Origin of the sequence: Glacieibacterium frigidum (assembly GCF_007097155.1) — a bacterium.
GTDB lineage: Bacteria > Pseudomonadota > Alphaproteobacteria > Sphingomonadales > Sphingomonadaceae > Glacieibacterium > Glacieibacterium frigidum.
This window is the reverse complement of sequence record NZ_VJWA01000001.1, coordinates 1,018,218-1,041,413: the sequence shown is the minus strand read 5'-3', so window position 1 is coordinate 1,041,413 and position 23,196 is coordinate 1,018,218. Positions and strand designations below refer to the sequence as shown.

General features: G+C 70.2%; 25 protein-coding genes and 2 tRNA genes. 18 read left to right on the top strand and 9 right to left on the bottom strand.

The window, feature by feature from the left end:
- Positions 1–47: 47 nt before the first annotated feature.
- A complete protein-coding gene (locus FMM06_RS05050) occupies positions 48–884 on the top strand; it encodes a MurR/RpiR family transcriptional regulator (RefSeq protein WP_143555070.1) in 837 nt (278 codons plus the stop codon).
- A 4-nt stretch (positions 885–888) separates the two neighbouring features.
- Here FMM06_RS05050 and FMM06_RS05045 read toward each other — a convergent pair whose 3' ends face one another.
- Together FMM06_RS05045 and lepA are read right to left on the bottom strand one after the other, a co-directional pair.
- Positions 889–2,115, bottom strand: a complete 1,227-nt coding sequence (locus FMM06_RS05045) for a sulfotransferase family protein (RefSeq protein ID WP_143555069.1) — start codon at positions 2,113–2,115, stop codon at positions 889–891.
- A 36-nt stretch (positions 2,116–2,151) separates the two neighbouring features.
- Positions 2,152–3,945: a translation elongation factor 4 gene (lepA, locus tag FMM06_RS05040; protein WP_143555068.1), complete on the bottom strand. Its 1,794-nt coding sequence runs from the start codon at positions 3,943–3,945 to the stop codon at positions 2,152–2,154.
- A gap of 74 nt (positions 3,946–4,019) precedes the next feature.
- Between lepA and FMM06_RS05035 the strand changes: the two genes are divergently transcribed.
- The 5 genes from FMM06_RS05035 (at position 4,020) to FMM06_RS16695 (ending at position 7,614) form a co-directional block, all read left to right on the top strand.
- The gene (locus tag FMM06_RS05035; protein WP_143555067.1) at positions 4,020–4,703 is read left to right on the top strand and encodes a peptidylprolyl isomerase; all 684 of its coding nucleotides are present in this window, start codon (positions 4,020–4,022) and stop codon (positions 4,701–4,703) included.
- 2 nt (positions 4,704–4,705) lie between these two features.
- The gene (locus FMM06_RS05030; RefSeq protein ID WP_143555066.1) at positions 4,706–5,989 is read left to right on the top strand and encodes an FAD-dependent oxidoreductase; all 1,284 of its coding nucleotides are present in this window, start codon (positions 4,706–4,708) and stop codon (positions 5,987–5,989) included.
- On the top strand, positions 5,986–7,257 hold the full coding sequence (locus FMM06_RS16700; RefSeq protein WP_185965048.1) for a hypothetical protein: 1,272 nt from the start codon (positions 5,986–5,988) through the stop codon (positions 7,255–7,257). The genes FMM06_RS05030 and FMM06_RS16700 overlap by 4 nt, the downstream gene beginning before the upstream one ends.
- A gap of 44 nt (positions 7,258–7,301) precedes the next feature.
- Positions 7,302–7,378, top strand: a tRNA-Pro gene (locus FMM06_RS05020).
- Positions 7,379–7,446: 68 nt separating this feature from the next.
- Positions 7,447–7,614, top strand: a complete 168-nt coding sequence (locus tag FMM06_RS16695; RefSeq protein ID WP_185965047.1) for a hypothetical protein — start codon at positions 7,447–7,449, stop codon at positions 7,612–7,614.
- A gap of 211 nt (positions 7,615–7,825) precedes the next feature.
- Here the strand turns inward: FMM06_RS16695 and FMM06_RS05015 are convergent, their stop codons facing one another.
- Positions 7,826–8,680 carry a helix-turn-helix domain-containing protein gene (locus FMM06_RS05015; RefSeq protein WP_143555065.1) on the bottom strand — a complete coding sequence of 285 codons (855 nt, stop codon included), beginning with the start codon at positions 8,678–8,680 and terminating at the stop codon, positions 7,826–7,828.
- A gap of 129 nt (positions 8,681–8,809) precedes the next feature.
- On the opposite strand from FMM06_RS05015, the gene FMM06_RS05010 reads away from it, so the two are divergent.
- The 9 genes from FMM06_RS05010 to virB11 are packed head-to-tail and all read left to right on the top strand — an operon-like array spanning position 8,810 to position 17,132.
- Positions 8,810–9,343 carry a lytic transglycosylase domain-containing protein gene (locus tag FMM06_RS05010; RefSeq protein ID WP_143555064.1) on the top strand — a complete coding sequence of 178 codons (534 nt, stop codon included), beginning with the start codon at positions 8,810–8,812 and terminating at the stop codon, positions 9,341–9,343.
- Positions 9,340–9,648 carry a TrbC/VirB2 family protein gene (locus FMM06_RS05005; protein ID WP_407925184.1) on the top strand — a complete coding sequence of 103 codons (309 nt, stop codon included), beginning with the start codon at positions 9,340–9,342 and terminating at the stop codon, positions 9,646–9,648. Before FMM06_RS05010 ends, FMM06_RS05005 begins: the two co-directional genes overlap by 4 nt.
- Positions 9,645–9,929, top strand: coding sequence for a type IV secretion system protein VirB3 (locus tag FMM06_RS05000; protein WP_143555063.1), 285 nt, complete (start codon positions 9,645–9,647; stop codon positions 9,927–9,929). Before FMM06_RS05005 ends, FMM06_RS05000 begins: the two co-directional genes overlap by 4 nt.
- A 1-nt stretch (position 9,930) precedes the next feature.
- Complete coding sequence (locus FMM06_RS04995; protein ID WP_143555062.1) at positions 9,931–12,315, top strand: VirB4 family type IV secretion/conjugal transfer ATPase; 2,385 nt, start codon at positions 9,931–9,933, stop codon at positions 12,313–12,315.
- Entirely contained in the window at positions 12,312–13,526 is a 1,215-nt protein-coding gene (locus FMM06_RS04990; protein WP_143555061.1) for a type IV secretion system protein, read from the top strand. Before FMM06_RS04995 ends, FMM06_RS04990 begins: the two co-directional genes overlap by 4 nt.
- Positions 13,527–13,529: 3 nt before the next feature.
- Positions 13,530–14,288, top strand: coding sequence for a virB8 family protein (locus FMM06_RS04985; protein ID WP_143555060.1), 759 nt, complete (start codon positions 13,530–13,532; stop codon positions 14,286–14,288).
- The gene (gene virB9 / locus FMM06_RS04980; RefSeq protein ID WP_143555059.1) at positions 14,285–15,085 is read left to right on the top strand and encodes a P-type conjugative transfer protein VirB9; all 801 of its coding nucleotides are present in this window, start codon (positions 14,285–14,287) and stop codon (positions 15,083–15,085) included. Before FMM06_RS04985 ends, virB9 begins: the two co-directional genes overlap by 4 nt.
- Complete coding sequence (gene virB10 / locus FMM06_RS04975; RefSeq protein ID WP_143555058.1) at positions 15,082–16,152, top strand: type IV secretion system protein VirB10; 1,071 nt, start codon at positions 15,082–15,084, stop codon at positions 16,150–16,152. Before virB9 ends, virB10 begins: the two co-directional genes overlap by 4 nt.
- Positions 16,149–17,132, top strand: a complete 984-nt coding sequence (virB11, locus tag FMM06_RS04970) for a P-type DNA transfer ATPase VirB11 (RefSeq protein ID WP_143555057.1) — start codon at positions 16,149–16,151, stop codon at positions 17,130–17,132. The genes virB10 and virB11 overlap by 4 nt, the downstream gene beginning before the upstream one ends.
- Here the strand turns inward: virB11 and FMM06_RS04965 are convergent.
- Genes FMM06_RS04965 through FMM06_RS04955 form a run of 3 tightly spaced genes read right to left on the bottom strand, consistent with a single transcriptional unit; the run spans position 17,129 to position 19,442 of the window.
- The gene (locus FMM06_RS04965; RefSeq protein ID WP_235889074.1) at positions 17,129–17,377 is read right to left on the bottom strand and encodes a DUF2497 domain-containing protein; all 249 of its coding nucleotides are present in this window, start codon (positions 17,375–17,377) and stop codon (positions 17,129–17,131) included. The two genes, virB11 and FMM06_RS04965, sit on opposite strands and share 4 nt — an antisense overlap.
- Positions 17,374–18,783, bottom strand: a complete 1,410-nt coding sequence (locus FMM06_RS04960) for a TolC family outer membrane protein (protein WP_185965046.1) — start codon at positions 18,781–18,783, stop codon at positions 17,374–17,376. The genes FMM06_RS04965 and FMM06_RS04960 overlap by 4 nt, the downstream gene beginning before the upstream one ends.
- Positions 18,784–18,809: 26 nt before the next feature.
- Positions 18,810–19,442 (bottom strand): protein-L-isoaspartate O-methyltransferase family protein, encoded by a 633-nt coding sequence (locus tag FMM06_RS04955; RefSeq protein WP_143555055.1) that lies wholly within the window; start codon positions 19,440–19,442, stop codon positions 18,810–18,812.
- Positions 19,443–19,596: 154 nt separating this feature from the next.
- Between FMM06_RS04955 and FMM06_RS04950 the strand changes: the two genes are divergently transcribed.
- Positions 19,597–19,670, top strand: a tRNA-Cys gene (locus FMM06_RS04950).
- A 7-nt stretch (positions 19,671–19,677) separates the two neighbouring features.
- On the opposite strand, the gene FMM06_RS04945 is transcribed toward FMM06_RS04950, so the two are convergent.
- Both FMM06_RS04945 and FMM06_RS04940 read right to left on the bottom strand, forming a co-directional pair.
- Complete coding sequence (locus FMM06_RS04945; RefSeq protein WP_143555054.1) at positions 19,678–19,998, bottom strand: hypothetical protein; 321 nt, start codon at positions 19,996–19,998, stop codon at positions 19,678–19,680.
- Positions 19,992–20,369 (bottom strand): YkvA family protein, encoded by a 378-nt coding sequence (locus FMM06_RS04940; RefSeq protein ID WP_143555053.1) that lies wholly within the window; start codon positions 20,367–20,369, stop codon positions 19,992–19,994. Before FMM06_RS04940 ends, FMM06_RS04945 begins: the two co-directional genes overlap by 7 nt.
- A 47-nt stretch (positions 20,370–20,416) precedes the next feature.
- Between FMM06_RS04940 and dgcA the strand changes: the two genes are divergently transcribed.
- Positions 20,417–21,397: an N-acetyl-D-Glu racemase DgcA gene (gene dgcA / locus FMM06_RS04935; protein WP_143555052.1), complete on the top strand. Its 981-nt coding sequence runs from the start codon at positions 20,417–20,419 to the stop codon at positions 21,395–21,397.
- A 135-nt stretch (positions 21,398–21,532) separates the two neighbouring features.
- Positions 21,533–22,159, top strand: coding sequence for a PEPxxWA-CTERM sorting domain-containing protein (locus FMM06_RS04930; RefSeq protein ID WP_185965045.1), 627 nt, complete (start codon positions 21,533–21,535; stop codon positions 22,157–22,159).
- A 58-nt stretch (positions 22,160–22,217) separates the two neighbouring features.
- Here the strand turns inward: FMM06_RS04930 and FMM06_RS04925 are convergent, their stop codons facing one another.
- A complete protein-coding gene (locus FMM06_RS04925; protein WP_143555050.1) occupies positions 22,218–23,186 on the bottom strand; it encodes a DNA topoisomerase IB in 969 nt (322 codons plus the stop codon).
- Between the last annotated feature and the right edge of the window lie 10 nt (positions 23,187–23,196).

Sequence of the window (23,196 nt, the reverse complement as noted above, 5' to 3'; positions counted from 1 at the left end):
CCAGCGCCACCCTTCCCCCGCCCGCTTGCGATGCTACACAGTGCAGCATGCCCAACCGTATCGAGGCCTTGCTGCGCGAACGCTACGACCGGCTGACGGTGTCGGAGCGGATGATCGCGAGCTATCTGCTCGACAATCTCAGCACCGTGCCGTTCGAGACCGCGGCGTCGATCGGCGCCCGCGTCGGGGTCAGCGCGATGACCGTCGGGCGTTTCCTCAAAGGCCTAGGCTATCCGAAGCTCAGCGCGCTGAAGGCGGATCTGCGCGGCAGCATGGGGGGCGAGGCACCTTGGCTCGTCCAGCCGGCGTCGCGCGCCGATCTCGATACGCGTCTGCAGGCCGAGACCGCGGCGCTCGCCGACGTCTACCGGCTGGCGACGACGCCGGGCTGGGCGGCGATCGTCGACCTGCTGGCGAGCGCGAGCCAGGTCTTCGTCGCGGGCTTCCAGACCGAGCGGGGGCTGGCGCAGGGTTTCGCCGCGCACCTCGATTATGTCCGCCCCGGCGTGCGGCCGGTCGATGCGAGCGCGGGGACCTTCTCGGAGGTGCTTGATGCCGGGCCCAGTGACGCGCTCGTACTGATCGACATCCGCCGGTATTCGCAGCATTTCCGACGGCTGGCTGAGGCGGGCCACGCGCGCGGGGTGCCCGTGGTCGTGGTCACCGATCCCTATTGCCCTTGGGCGCGCGACCTGACCGACCATATCCTGTCGGCGGAAGTCAGCTTCGGGCACTTCTGGGACATGAACTCGGCGCTGGGGTCGCTGCTTAACCTGCTCGTCGACGGCGTCGTGCGCGCGATCGGCGAGGAGCGGGTGCACGAGCGGCTGGCGACGCTGTCGGGCGCCTACGACGATTTCGTCGGCTTCCAGGGGCGGAAGTAGCCGCTCAGGCGGCGCGGCGATCGGCGATCGTGTCAGGGCAGAGGCCGAAGTCCGCGATGGCGTAGCGGTGCGGCCGCCGGCCCTGCGCACTGCGCTCAATGTAGGCGGTCATCGCCGCCGCGACCGGCGCCGTGAGCGGCAGGCCGAGGAAATCGTAGACCCGCTGCATCTCAGCCAGCCAGTCGTCGTCCATGCGCGCATAGTCGACGGTGTGGCGGGGCACGCACGGTCGCTGCGCCAGCGTGCGCGCGACGACGCCCTCGCGGTGGACGACCTTGCCCAGCCACTCGCGGCCGATCCAGTGCGGGTCGGCGGCGTCGGACTGGAGCTGCATCTGGTTGTGGACCAGCGACGCGGCGGAACCGACCACCGCCGCGCGGTCGCGCTCGACGCACAGCAGCCGCGCATCGGGAAAGCTCGCGAGCAGCGCGGGCAGGTCCTGCGTGAACTGCGGCACCTTGAGCACCCACGGCCGGTCGTCGCGACGCCCACGCAGCCAGCGCAAGGTCTGCAGCAGGGCGCGGAATTCGGCGTAGGCCGCGCGCGTGTCGGCCGCCTCGCACCATCGCGCATAGCCGGGAACGCGCCACTGCACCTCGAACTGCGAGCTGATCAGGCCAGGCGCGAACAGGCCGATCTCCTCGTCGGGCAGGCCGGCACCGGTCGGGTGGATCGCGGCGAAGTCGCGGTTCAGCGCCGCCATCGCCTGCAGCGCGACCGCCGCGCGCAACTTCCGACCGCGCTGCGGCAGCGGGTGGCTGCTCTCGAAGAAGCGCGTGTGATCGAGGCGCGGATCGCAAGCGAGCAGCCGCTGCAGCCGCGTCGTCCCCGACCGCATCTGACCCAGCACGACGATCGGCGCCGACAGCGGCGTCTCGAGGATCTCCGGATGCCGCTGCCACAGCGCATGCGCCCGCAGCCGGGTCTTCAGCGCGCCGACGATTTGCCCGTGCGCCACCGTCCGCCCAAACGGGTTGAGGTCGGCCTCGGTCTCGAGCGAGCGGCACAGCTGTTCCAGTGCCGGCCGCCAGTGATCGCGCCCCAGGTCGTCGAGGCCGGTCTGGCGCACCGCGGTCGCGACGAGTTCGGCGGGGTCGAGGCTCGGCGTCGACAGCAATCCCGACGCCCAGCTGCGAGCCAGCAGCCCGTTGAGCGCGGCGACGCGGCGGTTGGAATTGCCGGGCGTTGCCGGTTGGGGCGACGGCCGAAGGGCGATGGCGGTATCGAACATCGTCGCTCAACCCGTTCGACTCGTGGAAGTTGCGGCCTAGTTCGCGTCGCCCATGCGCAGTGCGGCGATGAACGCCTCCTGCGGGATGTCGACATTGCCATATTGCCGCATGCGCTTCTTGCCCTCCTTCTGCTTGTCGAGGAGCTTCTTCTTGCGGCTGATGTCGCCGCCGTAGCACTTGGCGGTCACGTCCTTGCGCATCGCGGCGATCGTCTCGCGCGCGATCACCTTGCCGCCGATCGCCGCCTGGACGGGGATCTTGAACAAGTGACGCGGGATCAGGTCCTTCATCCGCTCGCACATGTGGCGGCCGCGCGCCTCGGCGGCGTCGCGGTGGACGATCATGCTGAGCGCGTCGACGACCTCCGAATTGACCATGATCGTCATCTTGACGAGGTCGCCCTCGCGGTGGCCGATCTGGTGATAGTCGAACGACGCGTAGCCGCGGCTGATCGACTTGAGCCGGTCGTAGAAGTCGAACACCACTTCGTTGAGCGGCAATTCGTAGACGATCTGCGCGCGCCCGCCGACGTAGGTGAGGTTCTTCTGGATGCCGCGCCGGTCCTGGCACAGCTTGAGCAAGGACCCGAGATACTCGTCGGGCACGAAGATCGTCGCCTCGATCCACGGCTCCTCGATCAGCTCGATCGTCGAGGGGTCGGGCATGTCGGCGGGGTTGTGGAGCTCCTTCGACGTGCCGTCGCGGAGCAGCAGCTTGTAGACCACCGACGGCGCGGTGGTGATGAGGTCGAGATCGTACTCGCGCGTCAGCCGCTCCTGGATGATCTCGAGGTGCAGCAGCCCGAGGAACCCGCAGCGGAAGCCGAAGCCCAGCGCGGCGCTGCTCTCGGTCTCGAAACTGAAGCTCGCATCGTTGAGGCGCAGCTTGCCGAGCGAGTCCCGCAACTTCTCAAAGTCCGCCGCGTCGGTCGGGAACAGCCCGCAGAACACTACCGGCTGTACTGTTTTGAACCCCGGCAGCGCGGTCGTCGTCGGCTTCTTGGTGTCGGTGATCGTGTCGCCGACGTTGGTCTGCGCGACTTCCTTGATCTGCGCGGTGATGAAGCCGATCTCGCCCGGCCCCAGCGCATCGAGCTGCTCGATCTTCGGCCGGAAGCAACCGACGCGATCGACGAGATGCTTCGTCCCCTGCGCCATGAAAGTGATTTCCTGGCCCTTGCGCAGCGACCCGTCGATGACGCGCACCAGGATGACGACGCCGAGGTACGGATCGTACCAGCTGTCGACAAGCATCGCCTTCAGCGGTGCGGTCGCATCACCCTTCGGCGGCGGGATCAGCGCGACGATCGCGTCGAGCACCGCCTCGATCCCCAGCCCCGACTTGGCGCTGGCCAGCACCGCGTGCTCGGTCGAGATACCGATGATGTCCTCGATCTGCTGCTTGACGCGCTCGGGCTCGGCGGCGGGCAGGTCGACCTTGTTGATGACGGGGATGATCTCGTGGTCGTGCTCGATCGACTGGTAGACGTTGGCGAGCGTCTGCGCCTCCACCCCCTGCGCCGCATCGACGACGAGCAGCGCGCCCTCGCACGCCGCGAGCGACCGCGACACTTCATAGGCAAAGTCGACATGCCCCGGCGTGTCCATCAGGTTGAGGACATGGCCCTTGTAGTCGAGCCGCACCGTCTGCGCCTTGATGGTGATCCCGCGCTCGCGCTCGATCTCCATATTGTCGAGCACCTGCTCGCTCATCTCGCGCGCCGTCAGCCCGCCGGTATGCTGGATCAGCCGGTCGGCGAGCGTCGACTTGCCATGGTCGATATGCGCGATGATCGAGAAGTTGCGGATTTTGTCGAGCGGTGCGGTCATCGGAGGCGCTTAGCATCCCGTGACGCGCTCGTCATGCGGCTGGCGTTCGCTGCGACGATGCGTAGAAAGAAGCGATGATCCGCACCCTGCTGCTTGCCCTGCTCGCCGCCGCGCCCGCGTTCGCGCAGGCACCCGAGGCACCGCCTGCCCCGCCCGCGGCACCGCCAGAAGCTGCTGCTCCACCTGCCTCGCCCGCGCCGCCGCCCGTCGTCGTACCGCCGCCGGCCCCCGCCAAGGTCTACGCCACCACCCGTGTCACCCTGAAAACGGCCCTCGGCCCCATCGTCATCGCACTCGAAAAGCAGCGGGCGCCGGTCAGCACCGCCTATTTCCTGAAGTATATCGACGGCAAGCGGCTCGACGGGGCGGAGTTCTACCGGGCGATGAAGGTCGCACCCGATGGCTCGGTGGGGCTGGTGCAGGGCGGCGTGCGCGACCCGAAGAAGCTGCTGCCGCCGGTTGCGCACGAGCCGACGTCGAAGACCGGGCTGAGCCACACCGACGGCGCAATCTCGCTGGCGCGCGCGGCACCAGGGACTGCGACCGCGAACTTCTTCATCATCGTCGGCACGCTGACCGGGCTCGATGCGGGCGGCGGCGACAAGGACGGCTATGCGGTGTTCGGGCACGTCGTCGAGGGGATGGACGTGGTGCGCCGTATCCTCGCCGTGCCGGTGTCCAAGACGAAGGGGGTCGGCGTGATGAAGGGGCAGATGATCGAGGCGCCGGTCAAGATCACAACTGCGCGGCGGGGGTGAGCATGCACGTCGCGATCATCGGCTCGGGCCCCGCGGGCTTCTACACCGCCGAGGCGCTGGCCAAGACGGGGGCGCAGGTCGACATCATCGACCGGCTGCCGACGCCCTTCGGCCTGATCCGCGCCGGCGTTGCGCCCGATCACCAGTCGATCAAAGCGGTCGACAGGCGCTACGCCGTCACCGCGCAGCTGCCCGGCGTGCGCTTCGTCGGCCATGTCGAGGTCGGCAAGGACGTGAGCATGGCCGAGCTGCACGGCCTGTACGACGCCGTCGTGCTGGCCACCGGTGCGCCGCACGACCGCAAACTCGGGGTGCCCGGCGAGGACCTGCCGGGCGTGCTGGGCTCCGCCGCGTTCGTCGGCTGGTACAACGGCCACCCCGATTTCGCCGACCTGACCGTGCCGCTCGGCCACCCCGGCGCGTGCGTGGTGGGCAACGGCAATGTCGCGATCGACGTCGCGCGCATCCTCGCCAAGACCGACGCCGAACTGGGCGCGTCGGACATCACGAAGCACACCCGCGACGCGCTCGAGCACAGCCGCATCACCGACATCCACCTGATCGGGCGGCGCGGGCCGTACCAGGCGAGCTTCACACCCAAGGAGATGGGCGAGCTGGGCCACCTGACGCGTGCGCAGCCGTTCGTCGATCCAGCGCACCTGCCGCCGCTCGAAGGCGACGCGGCGCTCGAGCCGGGCCTGCGCAAGACCGTCGGCCACCTGCGCGCCTTCGCGGAGACGCCCCCGCAGGGCAAGCCGATCGCCGTGCGCTTCGACTTCCTGACGCGGCCTGTGGCGGTGGAACAGCACGACGGCCACCTGCGCCTGATCGTCGAGCGCACGCGGCTGGAGGGCGAGGCGGCGGTCGGCACCGGCGAGCTGCGCGCCATCGAGTGCGGCCTGATCGTGTCGTGCATCGGCTATCGCACCAGCCCGATCGAAGGCGTGCCGTTCGACGAGCGCGCCGGGCGCTTTCCGAACGACGAGGGGCGGATCGCCGAGGGGCTGTACGCCACCGGCTGGGCGCGGCGCGGGCCATCGGGCACCATTGGCACCAATCGGCCCGACGGCTTCGCGGTCGCCGCGCGCATCGCCGCCGAGATCGCCCCAAGCGGCAAGCCGGGCGGCCCGGGCCTCGACGCGCTGCTCGCCGCGCGCAACGTGCGCGCCACCTGCTTCGCGGACTGGCAGCTCATCGACGCCGCCGAGATCGCCGCCGCCCGGCCCGGCGCGCCCCGCGAGAAGTTCGTCCTGCGCGACCATCTGCTGACCGCCGCCGGGCGATGAGCCCGCGGCGCGGGATGGGGCGGGGCCGCATTGCGGCGCTCGTGGCGGGTCTGCTCGTCCTGCTGACGCTCGTGCTGGCGATCGACCTGTCGCCGGCCCTGCCGCCCGCTGCAGCGCCGACCGCGACGCAGGTGCGCGAGGGGCGCGATGCGCTGCGGCGCCTGCGCACCGCGATGCGTGCGCCCTCCCCGTCCGCGACGGTCGATTTCAGCGCCGACGACCTGACCGGCATCGCCGCGCTGATCGGCGATGTCGCGGGGCTGCGGCGCGTCGGGGCGGGCATCGCCGGCGGGCGCGCGCGCATGGCGGCAAGCCTCGACCTGCCGCTCGGCCTGTGGCTCAACCTGAGCGTCGCGACGGTCCCCGCCAGCCCGCCCGGGTTTCCGCCCCTCGACGTGGCAGTCGGCGATCTCGGCATCCCGCGCTGGTTGACGCGCGCCGGCATCGGCGCGGTGCGCGGCGTGCTGGTGCTGCGCGGTGGCCGACTGCCGCCGCTCGACCGGATCGTGCTGGGCACCGCGGTCGGCGAGCGGACGGTCGCCTTCCGCCTCGGCACGCCGCTCAACGCCACGGGCGTGGTGCGCCAGTTCGTCGGGCTGGGCAGTGCGCCGGTCGACGGCGCGCGCGTCGCCAGCCTGTACTGCGCGATGGTAAAGCCGCAGCCCGGCAAGCCCGACCTGACCCTCGCGTCCGCGGTGCGCCGCGGCGTCGCGGCCGCCCCGCCGGACGCGGAGCCCGCAGCCGAGAACCGCGCGCTGCTCGTCGCGCTGGCGGTCCTGACCGTCGGCGACCGCGCTACCGACCTTGCCGAGGGCGCAAGGGAACAGCTGCAGCGCTGCCGACGGGCGCCGCCCGGGCTGACGCTTGCCGGCCGCGCCGATCTCGCCAAGCACTGGAGCCTGTCGGCGGCACTCGGCGCGACAGTCGGCAACGATGTGACGGGCGCGATGGGCAAGTGGAAGGAACTGTCGGATTCGCTGCCCGGCGGATCGGGCTTCTCGTTCGTCGATCTTGCCGCCGACCGCGCCGGGCTGCGCATCGGGCGCGCCGCCGGCCGGCCGGCACAGGCCGAGGCGATCCGCAAGGCGCTGGCGGGTGCGAGCGACGCCGCCCTGTTGCCGCTCGCGGTGACGGGCCTGCGCGAAGGCATGACCAACGACGAATTCGTCGCGGCCTACGGCAGTCTCGACACGCGCGACTTCGACGGCGCGGTCCGGCGGATCGACGCGCTGCTCGACCGCGACCCGGTATTGCGCGCCGCGCGCTAGATTGCTTGCCCTGCCGAAAGCCGCGGTCTATAGGCTCGCGCCGTCGGGGCGTAGCTCAGCCTGGTAGAGCACTGTCTTCGGGAGGCAGGGGCCGGAGGTTCGAATCCTCTCGCCCCGACCATCTAAACCAAGGGATTAAGGGTTCCCGGCCCTCCCTTTCGCCGTTCTTGCGATCTCGCCGGGGGCCGCGTGCCGAACGTGCCCGCCGAGATGGGGATCGCTGCCGAGTGGCAGCACAACCGCACCGGCCTGATCACCAAGCTGGCGGTGCTGGCAGCGGTCTCGACCGCGGCGACGCTCGTCGTTTCGAAGCGCAAGAAGCGGCGGTCGCGTCGCCGGGCGACCAACCGCCGCTAGGGAACTGCCTGGCCATGACCGGCTGTCGTAGGGCGCGACATGCACTGGTCATGGCCGGCGATGTTTTGGCCACCTGGCCATGACCGGCTGTCGGGGACGCGACATGCTCTGATCATGGCCGGCGCTGCGGGCGTCCGTGCTTGCTGGCCGCGGACAAGTGGGTTCTAATCCGGCCGCGGCGGCGAACAACCTCATAATTGATAGCGATATTTCAGGCCGGGCGAGGCGCCAGTTTCTGCTCGACCCACATGCCGACGACAGCGATCTCGCGCGCCACCCAGAGCTCGAGGCGGTCGGCGAAAACCGGGGTCAGGCGCACCATGCCGCCGGGCAGGCGTTCGAGCCAGCCGTGCCGCTCGGCCTCGACCAGCAGCGCCGTGATCTGCGACGCCGAGACGAAGTAGCGCGCGGCGAGCGCGGCGCGCGGGACGGCCATCTCGGCCCCGGTGGCGGCAGCGAGGTGGAGCATCAGCACATAGCCCTGCCGCCGGTCGGAAAAGACCTGCGCCTCGGGCCAATTGTCGAAGATCGAGAAGCCGTCGACGCCCGAGCGCAGCATGACGGTGGTGAAATAGCGCTCGGCGATCCCGGGTATCGCCGCGATCTCGTCGGGTGCCGCGGGCAGGTCGAACAGGCGCGCCACCGGATCGAGCACCGCGCGCAGCCAGAGGCGCAGCGATTCGAGCATGACCTCGGTCGGCGCGATGACCAGCCGGCGCTTGTCGCTGGGGTGGGGGGTGATCGCCACCGCGCCCTTGGCCGCCAAAATGTCGATCATCGCTCGGATCCGCGTCGCACTCGCGAGGCCGCCCGCCGACAGCGCGTCGATGACCGTCTGCAGCGACGCGCCGCGCTCGGCGCTGGTACGGCTGAGGCCGGTGATCGTCACCGCGACCGCGATCGCCCCGGTGTCGGACATCAGCGCGCGGTTGATCGGCACGCCTAGCCACCAGTCGGTGACGCCGGTGCAGAACGCCAGTTTGGCGTCGGCGAACGCCGGATGCTGCCGCAACTCGCCCGCGACCCGGTCGAGCGCCGCCCTGTCGATCCGGTTGCGCGAGTCCATCGAAACCCCCCAGCGGTCCCGGCAGATTGCGACGGCCGGCCATCACGGGTCAACGCATTCAGCGAAACGGCAATTGTGACGGAAACGATCGGGGTCTAGGCTGTCCCACGGGTTTGGGGAGGGGTAGGCATGCGTCTGATTGCGGGGCTGTTACTGCTCGCCGCCGCGTGCCCGGTGTCGGCAGCGGTATGGGAGGTCGGGGCGGACGGATCGCTCGACCGGCTCGATACGCAGCCCGTCGCCGCAACGCCCGTCACGGCCGCGCCCGTGGCACCCCGCGCCAACCGCTTCCACCCGCAGGTCAAGCAGGCCGGCGACCGCTACGCGCTCAGCCCCGCGCTGATCGACGCGATCGCGCACGTCGAGTCGCGCTACCGCGCCGACGCCGTCTCGCGCGCGGGGGCACGCGGGATCATGCAGCTGATGCCCGGCACGGCGCGCGACCTGGGTGTCGATGCGACCGATGCGGGCGCCAATATCCGCGGCGGCACGGCGTATCTGCGCCAGCTGCTCGACCGCTTCGACGGCGATGTTGTCCGGACAATTGCCGCGTACAACGCCGGACCGGGGGCGGTGCTGCGCGCCGGCGGCGTGCCGCGCTACGCCGAGACCCGCGCCTATGTCGCGGCGGTGCTCGACCGGCTGGCGGCGGGGGCACGATGATGAAGGCGCGCACGATCACCGGCCTTGCCGCGCTGTTCAGCCCGAGCGCCTTGCTCGCGCAGGCGGTGACGCTCGATCCGCAGGGGTCCGGCGCGATCACCGGCGCGCTGGCGTGGATCCAGGGCACTTTGCTCGGCTCGGTCGCGACCGCAGTGGCGGTAATCGCGGTGGCGAGCGTCGGGCTGCTGATGCTGACCGGGCGCATGAACTGGCGCTTCGGCGCGACGGTGGTGCTGGGTCTGTTCATCCTGTTCGGCGCGAGCGCGATCGTCGGCGGCATTCGCACCGTGGCGACGCAGCAATGACCGAGCTGGTCCGCGAGCCCGTCTTCACCGCGCTGACGCGGCCGCAGATGTTTGGCGGGGTGACCTACACCTATTTCATCCTCAACGCCGTGGTGACGATGGAGCTGTTCCTGGTCACCAAGTCGTTCTGGGTGCTGCCCGTGGCGCTGGTGCTGCACGGCATCGGCACGATCGCCTGCCTGCGCGAGCCGCGCATCTTCGACCTGTGGCTGCTGCGCGCCCGCCGCGCCCAGCGCACGCGCGGCTTCGCGCTGTGGCGCTGCAATTCGTACAGGCCCTGAGATGGCGAGTGCGGCCCGCTCGCGCAGCGCCGAAGTCTCCGCCCGCAAGGCGCTGAGCGCCCGCGAGAACAGCGTCGGCGATCGCCTCCCCTGGTCGCACCACGTCGACGATTTCACGGTGGCGACGCGCGACGGCATGCTGTGCCAGTTCGTCCACCTCGCCGGCCTGCCGTTCGAGACTGTGGACACCGACGACCTCAACTATCGCCACGCGATCCGCGAGACGATGCTGCGCGCCGTCGCGAGCCCGCACTTCGGGATCTACCACCATATCGTCCGCCGCCCCGTCACCGCGGTCCTGCCCGGCGAGCCGTCGAACGCCTTCGCGCGCGAGATCGACACCGCGTGGCGGGCGCGGCTGGCGGCAAAGCAGATGTTCGTCAACGAGCTGTTCCTGACCGTCGTGCGGCGGCCGTTGCAGGGGCGCGCCGGGCTGCTCGACGGTGTCGCCGACCTGTTCCGAAGCAAGCCGAACGGCGAGGACCTGGTCGGGCGGCGCGAGCTGCATACCGCAGTCGACGCGATGCTGCGCAGCCTCGCCCCCTATGGTGCGCGGCGGCTCGGCGTCTATGCGACGCGCGCGGGGGACTGTTCGGAGGCGCTGGAGTTCCTGTCGTTCCTCTACAACGGCGAGCTTCGCCCCGTGCTGCTGCCGCGCGCCGACATCGGGCATTACCTGCCGCACCGCCGCGTCAGCTTCGGCACCGACGCGATCGACCTGACCGGCGCGACCGCCGCCGAGCGGCGCTTCGCGGCGATGCTGTCGATCAAGGACTATCCGCCGGCCACCGCGCCGGGGCTGCTCGATAATCTGCTGCGCCTGCCGCACGAGATGGTGGTCAGCCAGAGCTTCGGCTTCGTCGACCGCAGCGCCGCGCTGGGCCGCATGAACCTCGCGCTGCGCCGCATGCGCGCCACCGATGACGACGCGCTGTCGCTCCGCACCGACCTGACCCAGGCCAAGGACAATGTCGCCGCCGGGCGATCGGGCTTTGGCGAGCATCACCTGAGCGTGCAGGTGCGCGTCCCCGACCTCGCCAGCCTCGACGCCGCGGTTGCCGACGTGCTGTCGAGCTTCACCGACCTAGGGCTGATCGCGGTCCGCGAGGACGTCGCGATGGAGCCGGTGTTCTGGGCGCAGTTCCCGGGCAACTTCAAGGATATCGCAAGGCGCGCGCTGATCTCGACGGGCAATTTTGCCGCCCTCGCCTCGCTCCACAATTTCCCCGTCGGGCGCGCCACCGGCAACCTCTGGGGCGACGCGATCACCGTCCTCGAGACGACGAGCGGCACGCCGTACCACTTCAATTTCCACGTCGGCGACCTCGGCAATTTCACCGTCATCGGCCCGTCGGGCAGCGGCAAGACCGTCGTGCTGACCTTCCTGCTCGCGCAAGCCGCGAAGCTGAACCCGCGTAGCGTCTATTTCGACAAGGACCGCGGCGCCGAGATCTTCGTGCGCGCCACCGGCGGCACCTATGCCGTGCTGCGACCCGGCCACGCGACGGGGTTCAATCCGCTTGCGCTGCCCGACAGCCCGGGCAACCGCCGCTTCCTCGTCGAATGGATCGAGCGGCTGCTCGGCGGCGGGCTCAGCCCCGCCGACCGCGAGCTAGTGGCGGGCGCGGTCGACGCCAATTTCGAGCAGGCCCCGCCCTTCCGTCGCCTGCGCTATTTCCGCGAGCTGCTCGCCGGCGCCAACCGCCCGACCGCGGGCGACCTCGCGCACCGCCTCGGCGCGTGGCTCGGCGACGGCGAGCGCGCCTGGCTGTTCGACAACGAGGCCGACACGCTCGACATCGACCGCGCCAACCTCGGGTTCGACATGACGACGATCCTCGACGATCCCGTCAGCCGCACGCCCGCGATGATGTACCTGTTCCACCGCGTCGAGGAGCGGCTGGACGGCACGCCGACGATCATCGTCGTCGACGAGGGCTGGAAGGCGCTCGACGACGAGGTCTTCGTCGCGCGCATCCGCGACTGGGAGAAGACCATCCGCAAGCGCGGCGGCATCGTCGGCTTCGCGACGCAGAACGCCCGCGACGCGCTCGACAGTCGCATCGGCCCGGCGATCATCGAGCAGGCGGCGACGCAGATCTTCATGCCAAACCCGAAGGCGCAAGGCAGCGACTACCGCGACGGCTTCGGCTTAAGCGAACACGAGCTCGACCTGATCCGTTCGTTACCCGACACGTCGCACTGTTTCCTCGTCAAGCACGGCAACGACAGCGTTATCGCGCGCCTCGACCTGACCGGGCTCGACCGCATCCTGACCGTGCTGTCGGGGCGCGAGGCGAGCGTCCGCCGCCTCGACGAACTGCGCGCGCGACTGGGCGACGACCCCGCCGACTGGCTCGAACCTTTACTGGCAGGCTCGCGATGATCGACGCCTGCGCCGCGACTTTTACCGGCGACACGCCGCTGCGCGACGTGCTGGCGGGCGCCGACTGCCTGATCCGCACCCAGGTCGAGCAGGGCTATGCCGCGCTGCTTGCGCCCGGCGGCAGTTTCGCGACCGCGCTGACTATCGCGCTGACGATCTATGTCGCGGTCTTCGGCTACCGCCTGATGCTCGGCCTGTCGTCGCTGACGCTGGGCGAGGTGGTGCCGCATTTCGTCAAGATCGGACTGGTCGTGGCGCTGGCGTCGAGCTGGCCGAGCTATCAGGCGCTGGTCTTCGACCTGCTGTTCGATGGCCCCGAGCAGCTGGCCGACGTCATCGTCCGCCAGGCGGGCGGCCCGGCGGGGCAAGGCGAGACGATGCTGGCGCTGCAGGCGGTGTTCGAGCGGCTGACCGACGCCGCCGCCGACGCCTGGGCGCAGGTCGCACCGGTCGCGGTGACACCGCCCGCGCCCGTCGTCCCCGGCGCACCGCCCGCCGTGGCACCGCCCGCGGCGGTCCCCCTGCCCTTCGCGCTCGGCGCATCGCAATTCGTCGCCGCGATCCTGTGGTCGAGTGCGCTGGTGCTGGTCGCCGCCAGCGTCGGCGTACTGCTCGTCGTGCGTATCGTGCTCGCGCTGCTGCTCGTTCTCGGACCCGTGTTCATCGCGTTTGCGCTGTTCCGCTCGACCCGCGGCGTGGCGGAGGGATGGCTGCGCGTCACCGTCCGCTTCGCGCTGGTGCCGCTATTCGCGCTGCCGATGATCGCCGTGGTCGTCGCAGTGCTGGCGCCCGTCGTCGCGACGCTCGACGCGCCGGTCGAGGCGGTGCGCGACTCCCCGGCGCTGCTCATCCTGCTGGTCGTCGCGGTGTTCGCCGCGGTGATGTGGCAGGCGGCGAAGCTCGGCCGCGGGATCGCTGCCGGCATCCGCCTGCCGCGCGGCGGCCCGGCCCCCGTACCCGAACCGCCGCGCGCCGCGACGCCAATGACCGCCGACGAACGCGTTCTGACCGCGACCCGCGCGCAGACCATCGTCGCCGCGATCGACGCCGGCAACCGCCGCACCGCGCCGGGCAGCATCGGCACGACCCCCGCCGCGATCGTCGCGACACGCAGCATCGCCGGACCGGCCACCGAGGTCCGCACCACCGACGTACCGCGCCTCGGCCAGACCTATCGCCGCCTCGCCGTCGCCGTGGCCCCGAGGCGCTGACCCATGGACCAGACCCCCATCCGACCCGAGCGCCAGGCTTATTACGCCGAAGCCGCGACCTGGGCCGAGGACGTCCACGCGTCCCTGCGCGCCTCGCGCCGCCGGGCGTGGTGGGTGGCCGGGGCGGCGGTGTTCGTCGCGGTGCTGCTGGCGCTCGCACTCGTGCTGCTGATGCCGCTCAAGACCGTCGTGCCCTACACGATCATCGTCGACCGCCAGACCGGCGCGGCGCAGCTGGCGCGGGGCGTCGTGCTCGGCCCGATGAGCCAGAACGATGCACTGCTCCAGTCGGCGCTGGCGCAGTATGTGATCGCGCGCGAGACATTGGACGCCACGGACCTCGCCGCCAACTACCGCAAGGTCGGGCTGTGGTCGGCGGGTACGGCACGGAGCGATTACCTGCGCCTGATGGACCGCCGCAACCCGGCGAGCGTGCTGATCGGCGCCACCGCCGCCACGCTGGTGCAGGTCGCCGTCAAGCAGGTCACGGTGATGTCGCCGACGAGCGCGCTGGTGCGCTTCTCGACCGACCGGCGCGAGGGCGACGGGCCGGTGACGCGCAGCGACTGGGCGGCGGTGCTGCAGTTCGGCTTTACCGGCGGGCCGCTGACCCTCGAGGACCGGCTGATCAACCCGCTCGGCTTCCAGGTCACCCACTACCGCCGCGACGCCGAGGCGGCACCGACCGTGATCGTTCCCGCTGCGCTGCCGGCGACGACAGTCACCACCACGACAATCACGACCCCGGAGCCGCGCCGATGACCCCGCTCAAGGCGCTGGTCGCCGCGCTGCTGATCGCCGCGCCCGCCGCCGCGGTGCAGGTCCCCCTGCCCGGCCCGGTCGATCCGCGCATCCGCACCGTCGTTTACAACCCGCGCGAGGTGGTCACGATCACCGGGCAGCTGGGGTACCAGATGGTCGTCTCGTTCGGTCTGAACGAGCGGATCGAGAATATCTCGGTCGGCGATTCGCTCGGTTGGCAGGTGACCCCGAACAAGAAGGCCGACCTGCTGTTCCTGAAGCCCATCGACAAGCTGCCCAGCACCAACATGACCGTGGTGACCAACCTGCGGCGCTATAATTTCGAGCTGATCGCCGTGGCGCGCACAGCGCGCCGGACGCAGACCTACGACATCCGCTTCGTCTATCCGAACGAGGAGCTGGCGGCGCAGACCCTCGCGGTGCCCGAGACGCCTGTCAGCGACGCGACGCCGCCCGACGGCTGGAACTTCGCCTACAGCTACGCCGGCGCCAAGGGGCTGGTGCCGGCGCGGGTCTTCGACGACGGGCGCTTCACCTATTTCCAGTGGCCCGCCGGGGTCGACACGCCCGCGGTGTTCGCCGTCGGCGCGGACGGCAAGGAGGCGCTGGTCAACCATGCCACGCGCGGCCGCTACTTCGTCGTCGAGCAGACCGGCGCGCAATTCGTACTGCGGTCGGGCACCCAAATTACGCAGGTGTTCAACGACGCGCTGCGCGTCCCCGAGCCCGGCGCCGGCGCACCCCGCCCGCGCGAGCCCGAGAAGAAGCGGCGCGGCCTGTTCGGATCGCGCGGATGAGCGACGACTTCGCCCGCGCCAGTGCCCGCGCCGCCCCCGCGGTCGGGCGGCCGCCATCGCGCTGGGTGCTGCCGGCGGGCATCGCGGGGGTCGTGCTGCTGGGGGTCGCGACCTTCGCCGCGGTCTACGAACCCGGCGCCAAACCACAGGAAGCGCTCGCTGTCTCGACGCGCGCGCCGACGACGAGCGCCGACCTGCCGCCGCCGCCGACGCTGGCCCCCGCTCCTATTGCCGCCGCGCCGGTGATCGCCGCGCCGGTCGCCGCCCCCCTGCCCCCGCTCCCCGCGCCGCCGCCACCCGCCGCGGTGCCGCCGGTCATCCGCCCGGTAACACCTGCCGTCGTCGTCGACCTGAGCGTCCCCGAGCGGCCCGGCGACAGGCCCGAGGCTGCAACCGCGGCGGCCACCGGCAGCGAAGGCCGCACCAATCCGCGCGTAGCGAGCAACCAGGCCTTTCTCGACCGCGTCACGCGCGACCGCGTCGATACCGTCGGCACCGACCGACTGTCGTCGACCGACCTCGTCATCCCGCAGGGGACGATCATCACCGGCGTGCTGGAGACCGCGATCAACTCCGACCTGCCGGGGCTCGTACGCGCGGTGGTCAGCCGCGACGTGCGCGGGTTCGACGGGTCGAAGATCCTGATCCCGCGCGGCAGCCGCCTGATCGGGCAATACTCGAACGGCGTCGCGCTGGGGCAGAGCCGCGCCTTCGTGATCTGGACGCGCGTGCTGCGCAGCGACGGCGTGTCGGTGCAGCTCGGCTCGGCGGCGACCGACGCGCTGGGCAGCGCCGGGCTGACGGGCAAGGTCAACAGCCACTTCCTGCGTCGCTTCGGGTCGGCGGCGCTGCTGTCGGTGATCACCGGCGGGATCGATTACCTCGTCGCGACCGCCAACAACGGCGGAGTCACCATCGGCTCGCCGCAGCAGGCGACGCAGCTTGCAGGCATCGCCCTGCAGCGCGAGATCGACATCCCGCCGACGATCAAGGTCGCGCAAGGGACCCCGGTACGCGTCTTCGTCGCCAAGGATCTCGACTTCGCGGTCGAGCGCGCCGCGCGATGAGCGTCGTCGAGTTCGGCGGCGACGGCGTCTATCTGCGGTCGTTCCTGAAGCCCCTCGAGCCGTGGCTGACGCGCCCCGACATCACCGAAATCCTGATCAACCGCCCGCACGAGATCTGGATCGAGACCAACGCCAGCGCCCGCATGGAGCGGATCGCGGTGCCCGACCTCGGCGCAACCGCGCTGCAGCGCCTCGCCGCACAGGTCGCGCGCACCAACCATCAGGGCCTGAACCGCGCGCATCCCTTGTTGTCCGGACTCCTTCCGGGCGGAGAGCGTATCCAGATCGTCGCGCCGCCGGCAACGCGTGCCCACCTCGCCATCGCCATCCGCAAGCACGTGCAGGTCGACCTCGACCTCGCCGATTATGCCGCGAGCGGGGCGTTCGACGCGCCGCGCGGGGCCGATGACACCGGTGACCAGTTGCGCGCGCTGCTCGATACGGGCGACCTGCAGGCGTTCTTCACCGCCGCGGTCGCCGCCCGCCGCACCATCCTGATCGCCGGCGGCACGTCGAGCGGCAAGACGACCTTCCTCAATGCGCTGCTCAAGCAGATCGCGCCCCACGAGCGCGTCATCACCATTGAGGACACGCCCGAGGTCTCGCTCGACCGCCCCAACGCGCTCGGGCTGGTGGCGGTGCGCGGCGAGACCGGCGAAGCGAACGTAACGCCCGAAGATTTGCTGCAGGCCGCACTGCGCATGCGCCCCGACCGGCTGCTGCTCGGCGAGATGCGGGGCGTGGAGGCATTCAGCTTTTTGCGCGCCGTCAATACCGGCCACCCGGGGTCGATCTCGACGATCCACGCCAACAGCTGCGCGGGCGCGATCGAGCAGGTCGCGCTGCTGGCGCTGCAGGCGCGCGTCAACCTCGGCCGCGCCGAGATCATCGCCTACGCGAAGTCGGTGATCGATATCGTGGTGCAATTGCGCCGCGATGCCAGCGGCAAGCGCGTCGTCGGCGAGGTCGTGCTGACCTAGCCCCGCCCCGTCAGGCGCGAGATCTCGTCGCGCGCGGCGCGGTCGACGATCTCGGGCAGGTTGGCGTCGAGCCATTCCTTCAGCACCGGCGCGAGCGCCGAGCGGACGAGCTCCTCAAGCGTCGTTCCACCGGCTGGCGGCGCAGCCGAAGGCGGTACCGCGATGACCGTCTCGTCGGGCACCTCGTTGATGGACACCGCGCCGCGCAGCGAGGCGCGGATCGCGTCCATCGCGTCGTCGCTCACAGCTGCGGGCCGATCGGTGCCGACTTGGTGGCGCGGTCATTGTCGGGCAGCGGCAGCGCAGGCGGGTTGGGATCGGTGTCGAAGTCGTTCCACTTGTGCCGCACGCGCTTCGCATTGGCGGTCGGGTCGTACTCCTGCACCGGCACCCCGAGCGCCGCCGCCTCCGCCGCGCCGACCGCAGCGAGCAGCTGGTACGCGCCGACATATTCGTCGCGCCGCGCGGTCACGAGGTTGACCTGGGTGATCAGCAATTCCTGCTGCGCATTGAGCAGTTCGATGATCGTCCGCGTGCCGACCTGATTTTCCTGCGTGACGCCTTCGAGCGCCAGCGCGTTGGCGTCGACCGCGACCTGGCTCGACGCGATGATCGCGCGCGCGGTGGTGACCTGCGTGACTGCATTCGTCGCCTGCTCGGTGACGTCGCGACCCGTCGAGCCGATCACCGCGAGCAGCTGCGAACGGCGCTGCTGCGCCTCGCGGATGCGGCTGCTGACCGCGCCCGCCTGGTATAGCGGTACGCTGAGCTGGATACCGGCGTTCTGGGTGAAGAACGCGCCCTGGTTGAAGAAGCTTGCGGCGCTGCTGCCGCCGGCCGATTTCTGATAGTCGAGACCGACGCCGACGCCGACCGAGGGCAGGCGCTCGCGTTCGATCGTCGAGACATCGTAGCGCGCTGCCGCCTCGTCGAAGCGCGCCGCGAGCAGCGCCGGGTTGTTGGCATTGGCGAGGTCGACCGCCTGCCCAGTCGTGCCGGGCAGCGGCGGCAGCGGCGGCAGCGGCTGCAGATCCTCGGCCGGGCGGCCCACGGTGCGCGCATACGCGGCCCGCGCCGCCTGCAGCTGGCCCTGCGCCGAGATCAGGTTCGACCGCGCATTGGCCAGCCGCGCATCGGACTGCGCGACGTCGGTGCGCGTCAGGTCGCCGACCTCGAAACGGTCCTTCGACGCCTGCAGCTCGCGCTCCAGCACCTTGACCTGGTTGGCGTTGAGATCGACCACCGCGATGTAGCGCAGCACGTCCGAATAGGCGGTAACGACATCGAGCAGGACGTTGTTCTCGGTCGCGCGGAGCCGAGCGCGCGCCGCGAGGATGCGGTTGTCGGCGGCATTGGTCGCCGAGCGCGTGCGCCCGCCGCGATACAGCGACTGGTTGAGGTTGATGCCCGCGGCGAACGTGCGGCCGTTGTCCTGGAAGTCGAGGCCGTTCTGCTGCTGCGCCACCGTCGCGTCGATGACCGGACGCCCGAAGCTGAGCGCCTGCGGTACGAACTCGTCGGTCTGGCGCACCACCGCGCGCTGCGCGGCGATCAGCGGGTTGGTCTCGTAGGCAGCGGCGATCGCCTGCGCCAGCGTGTCGGCGTGCGCCGGGCCCGCAAGCACGAGCGCCAGCGCGGCGAGGGACGTCATTCGCATCATCAAACCCCGAACCCCGATCAAAATACGAACTCGCGCGCCTTCTCGAAGCCCGGCAGCAGCGGCGCATCGACCTCGATATACGTCTCGCCGACCAGCGCATCGCCGACGAAACGCCCGACCGTCACCCGCCCCGGACCGCCCTGCCGCACCACCGCCGCAGCCCGCCCGCCGGGCTTCAACTGCGCCGCCAGCCCCGCCGGCACGGTGGTGATCGCGCCGTCGAAGTAGATCAGGTCGTACGGGCCGTCTTCCGGCGCGCCCTCGGTCAATACGCGCTGCTGCAGCGTGATCCCCTGTGCCGCCGCATGCGCGACGAGCGCGGCGTCGCTTTCGACCCCCACGACCCGCCCCGCCAGCAGCCCGATCAGCGCGGTCGCATAGCCTGTTCCTGCACCGATCACGAGGACACGGCAGTCGCGCGTGATCCGCGCATGCGTCAGCTGCAGACCCGTGACCAGTGGCTCGACCAGCGCGCGGCCGCCCCCCAGCGGCACAGCGGCGTCGGCATAGGCGAGCAGCTCGCGACCCGCAGGCACGAAATTCTCGCGCGCCACCTCGGTCATCGCCGCGACGACGCCCAGATCGTTGACGCCCACGGTGCGCAACTGGCTCGCCACCATGGTCGCGCGCAGGCTGGTGAAATCGGTCAAGCGGAAGGGTCCCGTCGCATCGAGTCAGTTGGGAAGTGAGTTGTAGTGCTAATACACCTACCGCGCAAGCGGGAGAGTTGAGTCAGGCTCACCCCTTAGCGAGCGCGGTTGCGGTCGCCAAGCGCCATTGCTAAGAGCGCGCTCCCGTGATCGAGGTCCGATGGCGGAGTGGTGACGTAACGGACTGCAAATCCGTGCACCCGGGTTCGATTCCCGGTCGGACCTCCAGCGGCCCCTACGGGTTCGCCTCGAGGTGCGCCGCCATCTCCTCGAAGAAGCGTTCGAGGTGGTGGATGACGTTCAACTTGAACTCGTAATTCACCTGCGTGCTCGACGATTCGATGATCGTCGAGCTGTCGACCTTCTCGCCGTACGCATCCGCCAGCTCGCGGATATAGGCGGGCGTCAGCTTGATCTCGCCGAGCTTGTCGAGGATGCGCAGCTGGGTGATCGTCAGCTGGCCGACCATCATCTCCAGCGCGGTGATGCGCGCCACGGTGACGACGGGGTCGAGCTCGACCTCCTCATCGTCGTCGTCTTCATCCCGGTCTACCACGACACGAACCCCGCGATCTGCCACGCGAGCGCACCGGCGATCAGCACCCAGATCAGGGCGATGACGATTGTCGCGGTATGCCCGCGTGGGCGGTCGGCGCGGTTCGCCTGGCTGCGCGCGTCGGCCATCACCGCCTCGGGGACCATGCGCTTAAACAGCCAGAACCCGGCCGGCACGATCAGCAGGTCGTCGAGCAGGCCTAGGACGGGCACGAAATCGGGGATCAGGTCGATCGGCGACAGCGCATAGCCCGCGACGACGACGCCGAGCGCCTTCGCCGCGAACGGCGTGCGCGGGTCGCGCGCCGCGATCCACACCGCGTGCGTCTCGCGGGCAAGGGCTTCGGCCCAGTGGCGGAGGCGGGTCAGCATCGTCGCACAGCCTAGCGAGTGCGCGTCCGCGCGGCTACACCCCGCGCATGTCCCGCATCCTGACCGCGCGCATCGAGCGCTTTGCCGTGCGCGGCGCCTTCGTCATCGCGCGCGGCGCCAAGACGCACGTCGACGTGGTGGTCGCCGAGGTGGCGGACGGCGCGCACACCGGGCGCGGCGAGGGTACGCCGATCTATTACCGTGGCGACGACGTCGAGCAGGCGCTGGCCGCCATCGAGGCCCAGCGCGATGCGGTCGCTGGCGGAGCGACGCGTGCCGATCTGCTGACCACGATGCCTTCCGGTGCGGCGCGCAACGCGCTCGATGCGGCGCTGTGGGACCTCGAGGCGAAGATCAGCGGCGCGGCCGTCTGGCAGACTCTCGGCCTGCCGAAGCCGCAGCCGATGCTGACGGCCTACACGATCAGCCTCGGCGAGCCCGGCGCGATGGAGGCGGCGGCGCGCGCTGCGAAGGGCCGCGAGTTGTTGAAGCTCAAGATATCCGGCGAGGGTGACGTCGAGCGTGTCGCGGCGGTGCGGCGCGGGGCGCCCGATGCGCGGCTGATCGTCGATGCCAACGAGGCATGGGGTGCCCAGGATATCGAGCGACTGGCGCACGCCCTCGATGCCCACCGCGTCGAGCTGATCGAGCAGCCGGTGCCGGCGGGCCAGGACCATTTGCTCGACCATGTCCGCTCGCCCATTCCGCTGTGTGCCGACGAATCCTGCCATGATCGCAGCAACCTGGGGTCACTGATCGGGCGCTACCGCTTCATCAACATCAAGCTCGACAAGGCGGGCGGGCTGACCGAGGCCTGGGCGCTGGCGAGTGCCGCGAAGCAGCGCGGGCTGGGGCTGATGACGGGCTGCATGCTGTCGACCTCGCTCGGCATCGCACCGGCGTTCCCGGTCGCGATGCTGAGCCAGTTCGCCGACCTCGACGGGCCGCTGCTGATCGAGGACCGGGCCGGGGGCATGCGCTTCGAGGGCTCCGACGTGTGGCCGCCCGAGCGGGAGCTGTGGGGCTGACGGACCCGCCCAATTGTCGGAGCACTTTACACTTCGATGAGCACGTATCCGCCGACCCCCTGAAAACCGGCCTAAATTTTCCCGGCACACTTCTTGCAGAGACATGAGCGACGAGTTTATTTTTCGGAGATTATGATGACGAAGCTTGGCGTTCTGGTAGCAGCAGCACTCGCGTTCACCGCGACGGGTGCGTCGGCGGCCACGGTCATCACTTTGTCGAACCCGACGCCTGCCAACCAGTTTCTCGATCTCGATCTCGGGATCAACTTCACCGTCAACAGCGCGGTCACCGTCAACAGCCTCGGCGCGTTCACCAACGGCTCGAGCCCGATCACCGTCACCCTGTACAGGCTGACCTCGACCTCGACCGGCACTGCCGTGGCGAGCGCGTCGGTGACCGGCCTGCCGGATGTCGGGTCGAACTACGCCTTCACCTCGATCGGGCCTGTCCTGCTAACGGCGGGCCTGTACCAGATCAACGCTCGCTACAATAACCCGGCGAACGGCAATTATAACCCGAACAGCGGCAACACCGCGACGGTGCTGTTCAACACGCTCGGCGGCGCGCTGTCGTTCAGCGGCTCCTACTACAACTTCCCGGGCACTGACGGCATCGCCTCGACGCTCGATACGGTCTCGCAGCTGAGCTACGGCGCCGGCACCTTCGCCGTGGTGCCCGAGCCCGCGACCTGGGGTCTGCTGATCGCCGGCTTCGTGATGGTCGGCGTCGCCGCTCGCCGCCGCGCCGTCCTGACCGCCTGATCACGCAAAGTCTGAAGCGCCGCCGGCCCCGTGCCGGCGGCGTTTTTGTGCGTCGGCGCTAGGTTTCGAGTAGCCCGATCAACCCGCGCTCGACGCCGGTCAGCCACTTCGACGCGCGCGGCAGGGTCGCCCCCGCCAGTTCGAACGCCTGGCCGGTGTTCACCAGGTCGATCAGCTTGGGGTGGACGTACGACTTGCGGCTGATCGCCGGCGTGTTGCCCAGCGCCTCGGCGACGGGTTCGAGGACCGCCTTCAGGGTCAGCGGGCTGCGCGTCCGGACGATCGTCTCGAAGGCGATGACGCTCGCGCCCCAGGTGCGGAAATGCTTGGCCGAGAAGCCCTCCCCCATCGCCGCCTGGATGTACGCATTGACCTCGCCCGAGCCGATGCGGTGCGGCTCGCCGTCGTCGCCGACGTACTGGAACAGCGCCTGGCCCGGCAGGTCCTGGCAGCGGCGGACGATGCGGGCGAGCGCCTTGTCGGTGATCGCGACGCGCTGCTGCTTGCCCGATTTGCCGCGATAGTCGAGCTTGACGGTGTCACCGCGCACCGCGCCGTGGCGGTTCCGCAGCGTCGTCGCCCCGAAGCTCTTGTTCTCGCGTGCATAGCCTTCGTTGCCGACGCGGACATGGCCCTGGTCGAGCAGGCGGACGATGGCGGCCAGTACCTTGTCGCGCGGCAGGCCGGACAGTGCCATGTCGGCGTCGACGCGCGCGCGCACCAACGGCAGGCTGGAGCCGAAATCGACGCAGCGGTCGTACTTGTGCCCCTCGCGCGCCTCGCGAAAGGCGGCGTGATAGCGGTACTGCTTGCGCCCCTTGGCATCGTAGCCGATCGCCTGCAGGTGCCCGTTCGGGTCGGGCGAGTACCAGACGCGCTCATAGGCCGGCGGCACCGCGAGCTTGTTGAGGCGCGCGATCTCCTCGACGTCGGTGATGCGCGTGCCGTCGGGCATGAAGAAGTGCCACTTCGCCCCCCGCTTCTTCCGCACGATTCCGGGTTCGGACGCATCGCAATAGTTGAGCATGGGCCGATGA

Excerpts from the sequence above, each read along its gene's own strand:
- FMM06_RS04990 (WP_143555061.1), top strand. The coding sequence starts at position 12,312 with ATGATCGACGCCTGCGCCGCGACTTTTACCGGCGACACGCCGCTGCGC.
- lepA (WP_143555068.1), bottom strand. The coding sequence starts at position 3,945 with ATGACCGCACCGCTCGACAAAATCCGCAACTTCTCGATCATCGCGCAT.
- FMM06_RS04995 (WP_143555062.1), top strand. The coding sequence starts at position 9,931 with ATGGCGAGTGCGGCCCGCTCGCGCAGCGCCGAAGTCTCCGCCCGCAAG.
- FMM06_RS04925 (WP_143555050.1), bottom strand. The coding sequence starts at position 23,186 with ATGCTCAACTATTGCGATGCGTCCGAACCCGGAATCGTGCGGAAGAAG.
- virB9 (WP_143555059.1), top strand. The coding sequence starts at position 14,285 with ATGACCCCGCTCAAGGCGCTGGTCGCCGCGCTGCTGATCGCCGCGCCC.
- virB10 (WP_143555058.1), top strand. The coding sequence starts at position 15,082 with ATGAGCGACGACTTCGCCCGCGCCAGTGCCCGCGCCGCCCCCGCGGTC.
- FMM06_RS05005 (WP_407925184.1), top strand. The coding sequence starts at position 9,340 with ATGATGAAGGCGCGCACGATCACCGGCCTTGCCGCGCTGTTCAGCCCG.
- FMM06_RS05035 (WP_143555067.1), top strand. The coding sequence starts at position 4,020 with ATGATCCGCACCCTGCTGCTTGCCCTGCTCGCCGCCGCGCCCGCGTTC.
- FMM06_RS05015 (WP_143555065.1), bottom strand. The coding sequence starts at position 8,680 with ATGGACTCGCGCAACCGGATCGACAGGGCGGCGCTCGACCGGGTCGCG.
- FMM06_RS05000 (WP_143555063.1), top strand. The coding sequence starts at position 9,645 with ATGACCGAGCTGGTCCGCGAGCCCGTCTTCACCGCGCTGACGCGGCCG.
- dgcA (WP_143555052.1), top strand. The coding sequence starts at position 20,417 with ATGTCCCGCATCCTGACCGCGCGCATCGAGCGCTTTGCCGTGCGCGGC.
- FMM06_RS04960 (WP_185965046.1), bottom strand. The coding sequence starts at position 18,783 with ATGACGTCCCTCGCCGCGCTGGCGCTCGTGCTTGCGGGCCCGGCGCAC.
- FMM06_RS04930 (WP_185965045.1), top strand. The coding sequence starts at position 21,533 with ATGACGAAGCTTGGCGTTCTGGTAGCAGCAGCACTCGCGTTCACCGCG.
- FMM06_RS16700 (WP_185965048.1), top strand. The coding sequence starts at position 5,986 with ATGAGCCCGCGGCGCGGGATGGGGCGGGGCCGCATTGCGGCGCTCGTG.
- virB11 (WP_143555057.1), top strand. The coding sequence starts at position 16,149 with ATGAGCGTCGTCGAGTTCGGCGGCGACGGCGTCTATCTGCGGTCGTTC.
- FMM06_RS05010 (WP_143555064.1), top strand. The coding sequence starts at position 8,810 with ATGCGTCTGATTGCGGGGCTGTTACTGCTCGCCGCCGCGTGCCCGGTG.
- FMM06_RS04985 (WP_143555060.1), top strand. The coding sequence starts at position 13,530 with ATGGACCAGACCCCCATCCGACCCGAGCGCCAGGCTTATTACGCCGAA.
- FMM06_RS04940 (WP_143555053.1), bottom strand. The coding sequence starts at position 20,369 with ATGCTGACCCGCCTCCGCCACTGGGCCGAAGCCCTTGCCCGCGAGACG.
- FMM06_RS05050 (WP_143555070.1), top strand. The coding sequence starts at position 48 with ATGCCCAACCGTATCGAGGCCTTGCTGCGCGAACGCTACGACCGGCTG.
- FMM06_RS05045 (WP_143555069.1), bottom strand. The coding sequence starts at position 2,115 with ATGTTCGATACCGCCATCGCCCTTCGGCCGTCGCCCCAACCGGCAACG.
- FMM06_RS05030 (WP_143555066.1), top strand. The coding sequence starts at position 4,706 with ATGCACGTCGCGATCATCGGCTCGGGCCCCGCGGGCTTCTACACCGCC.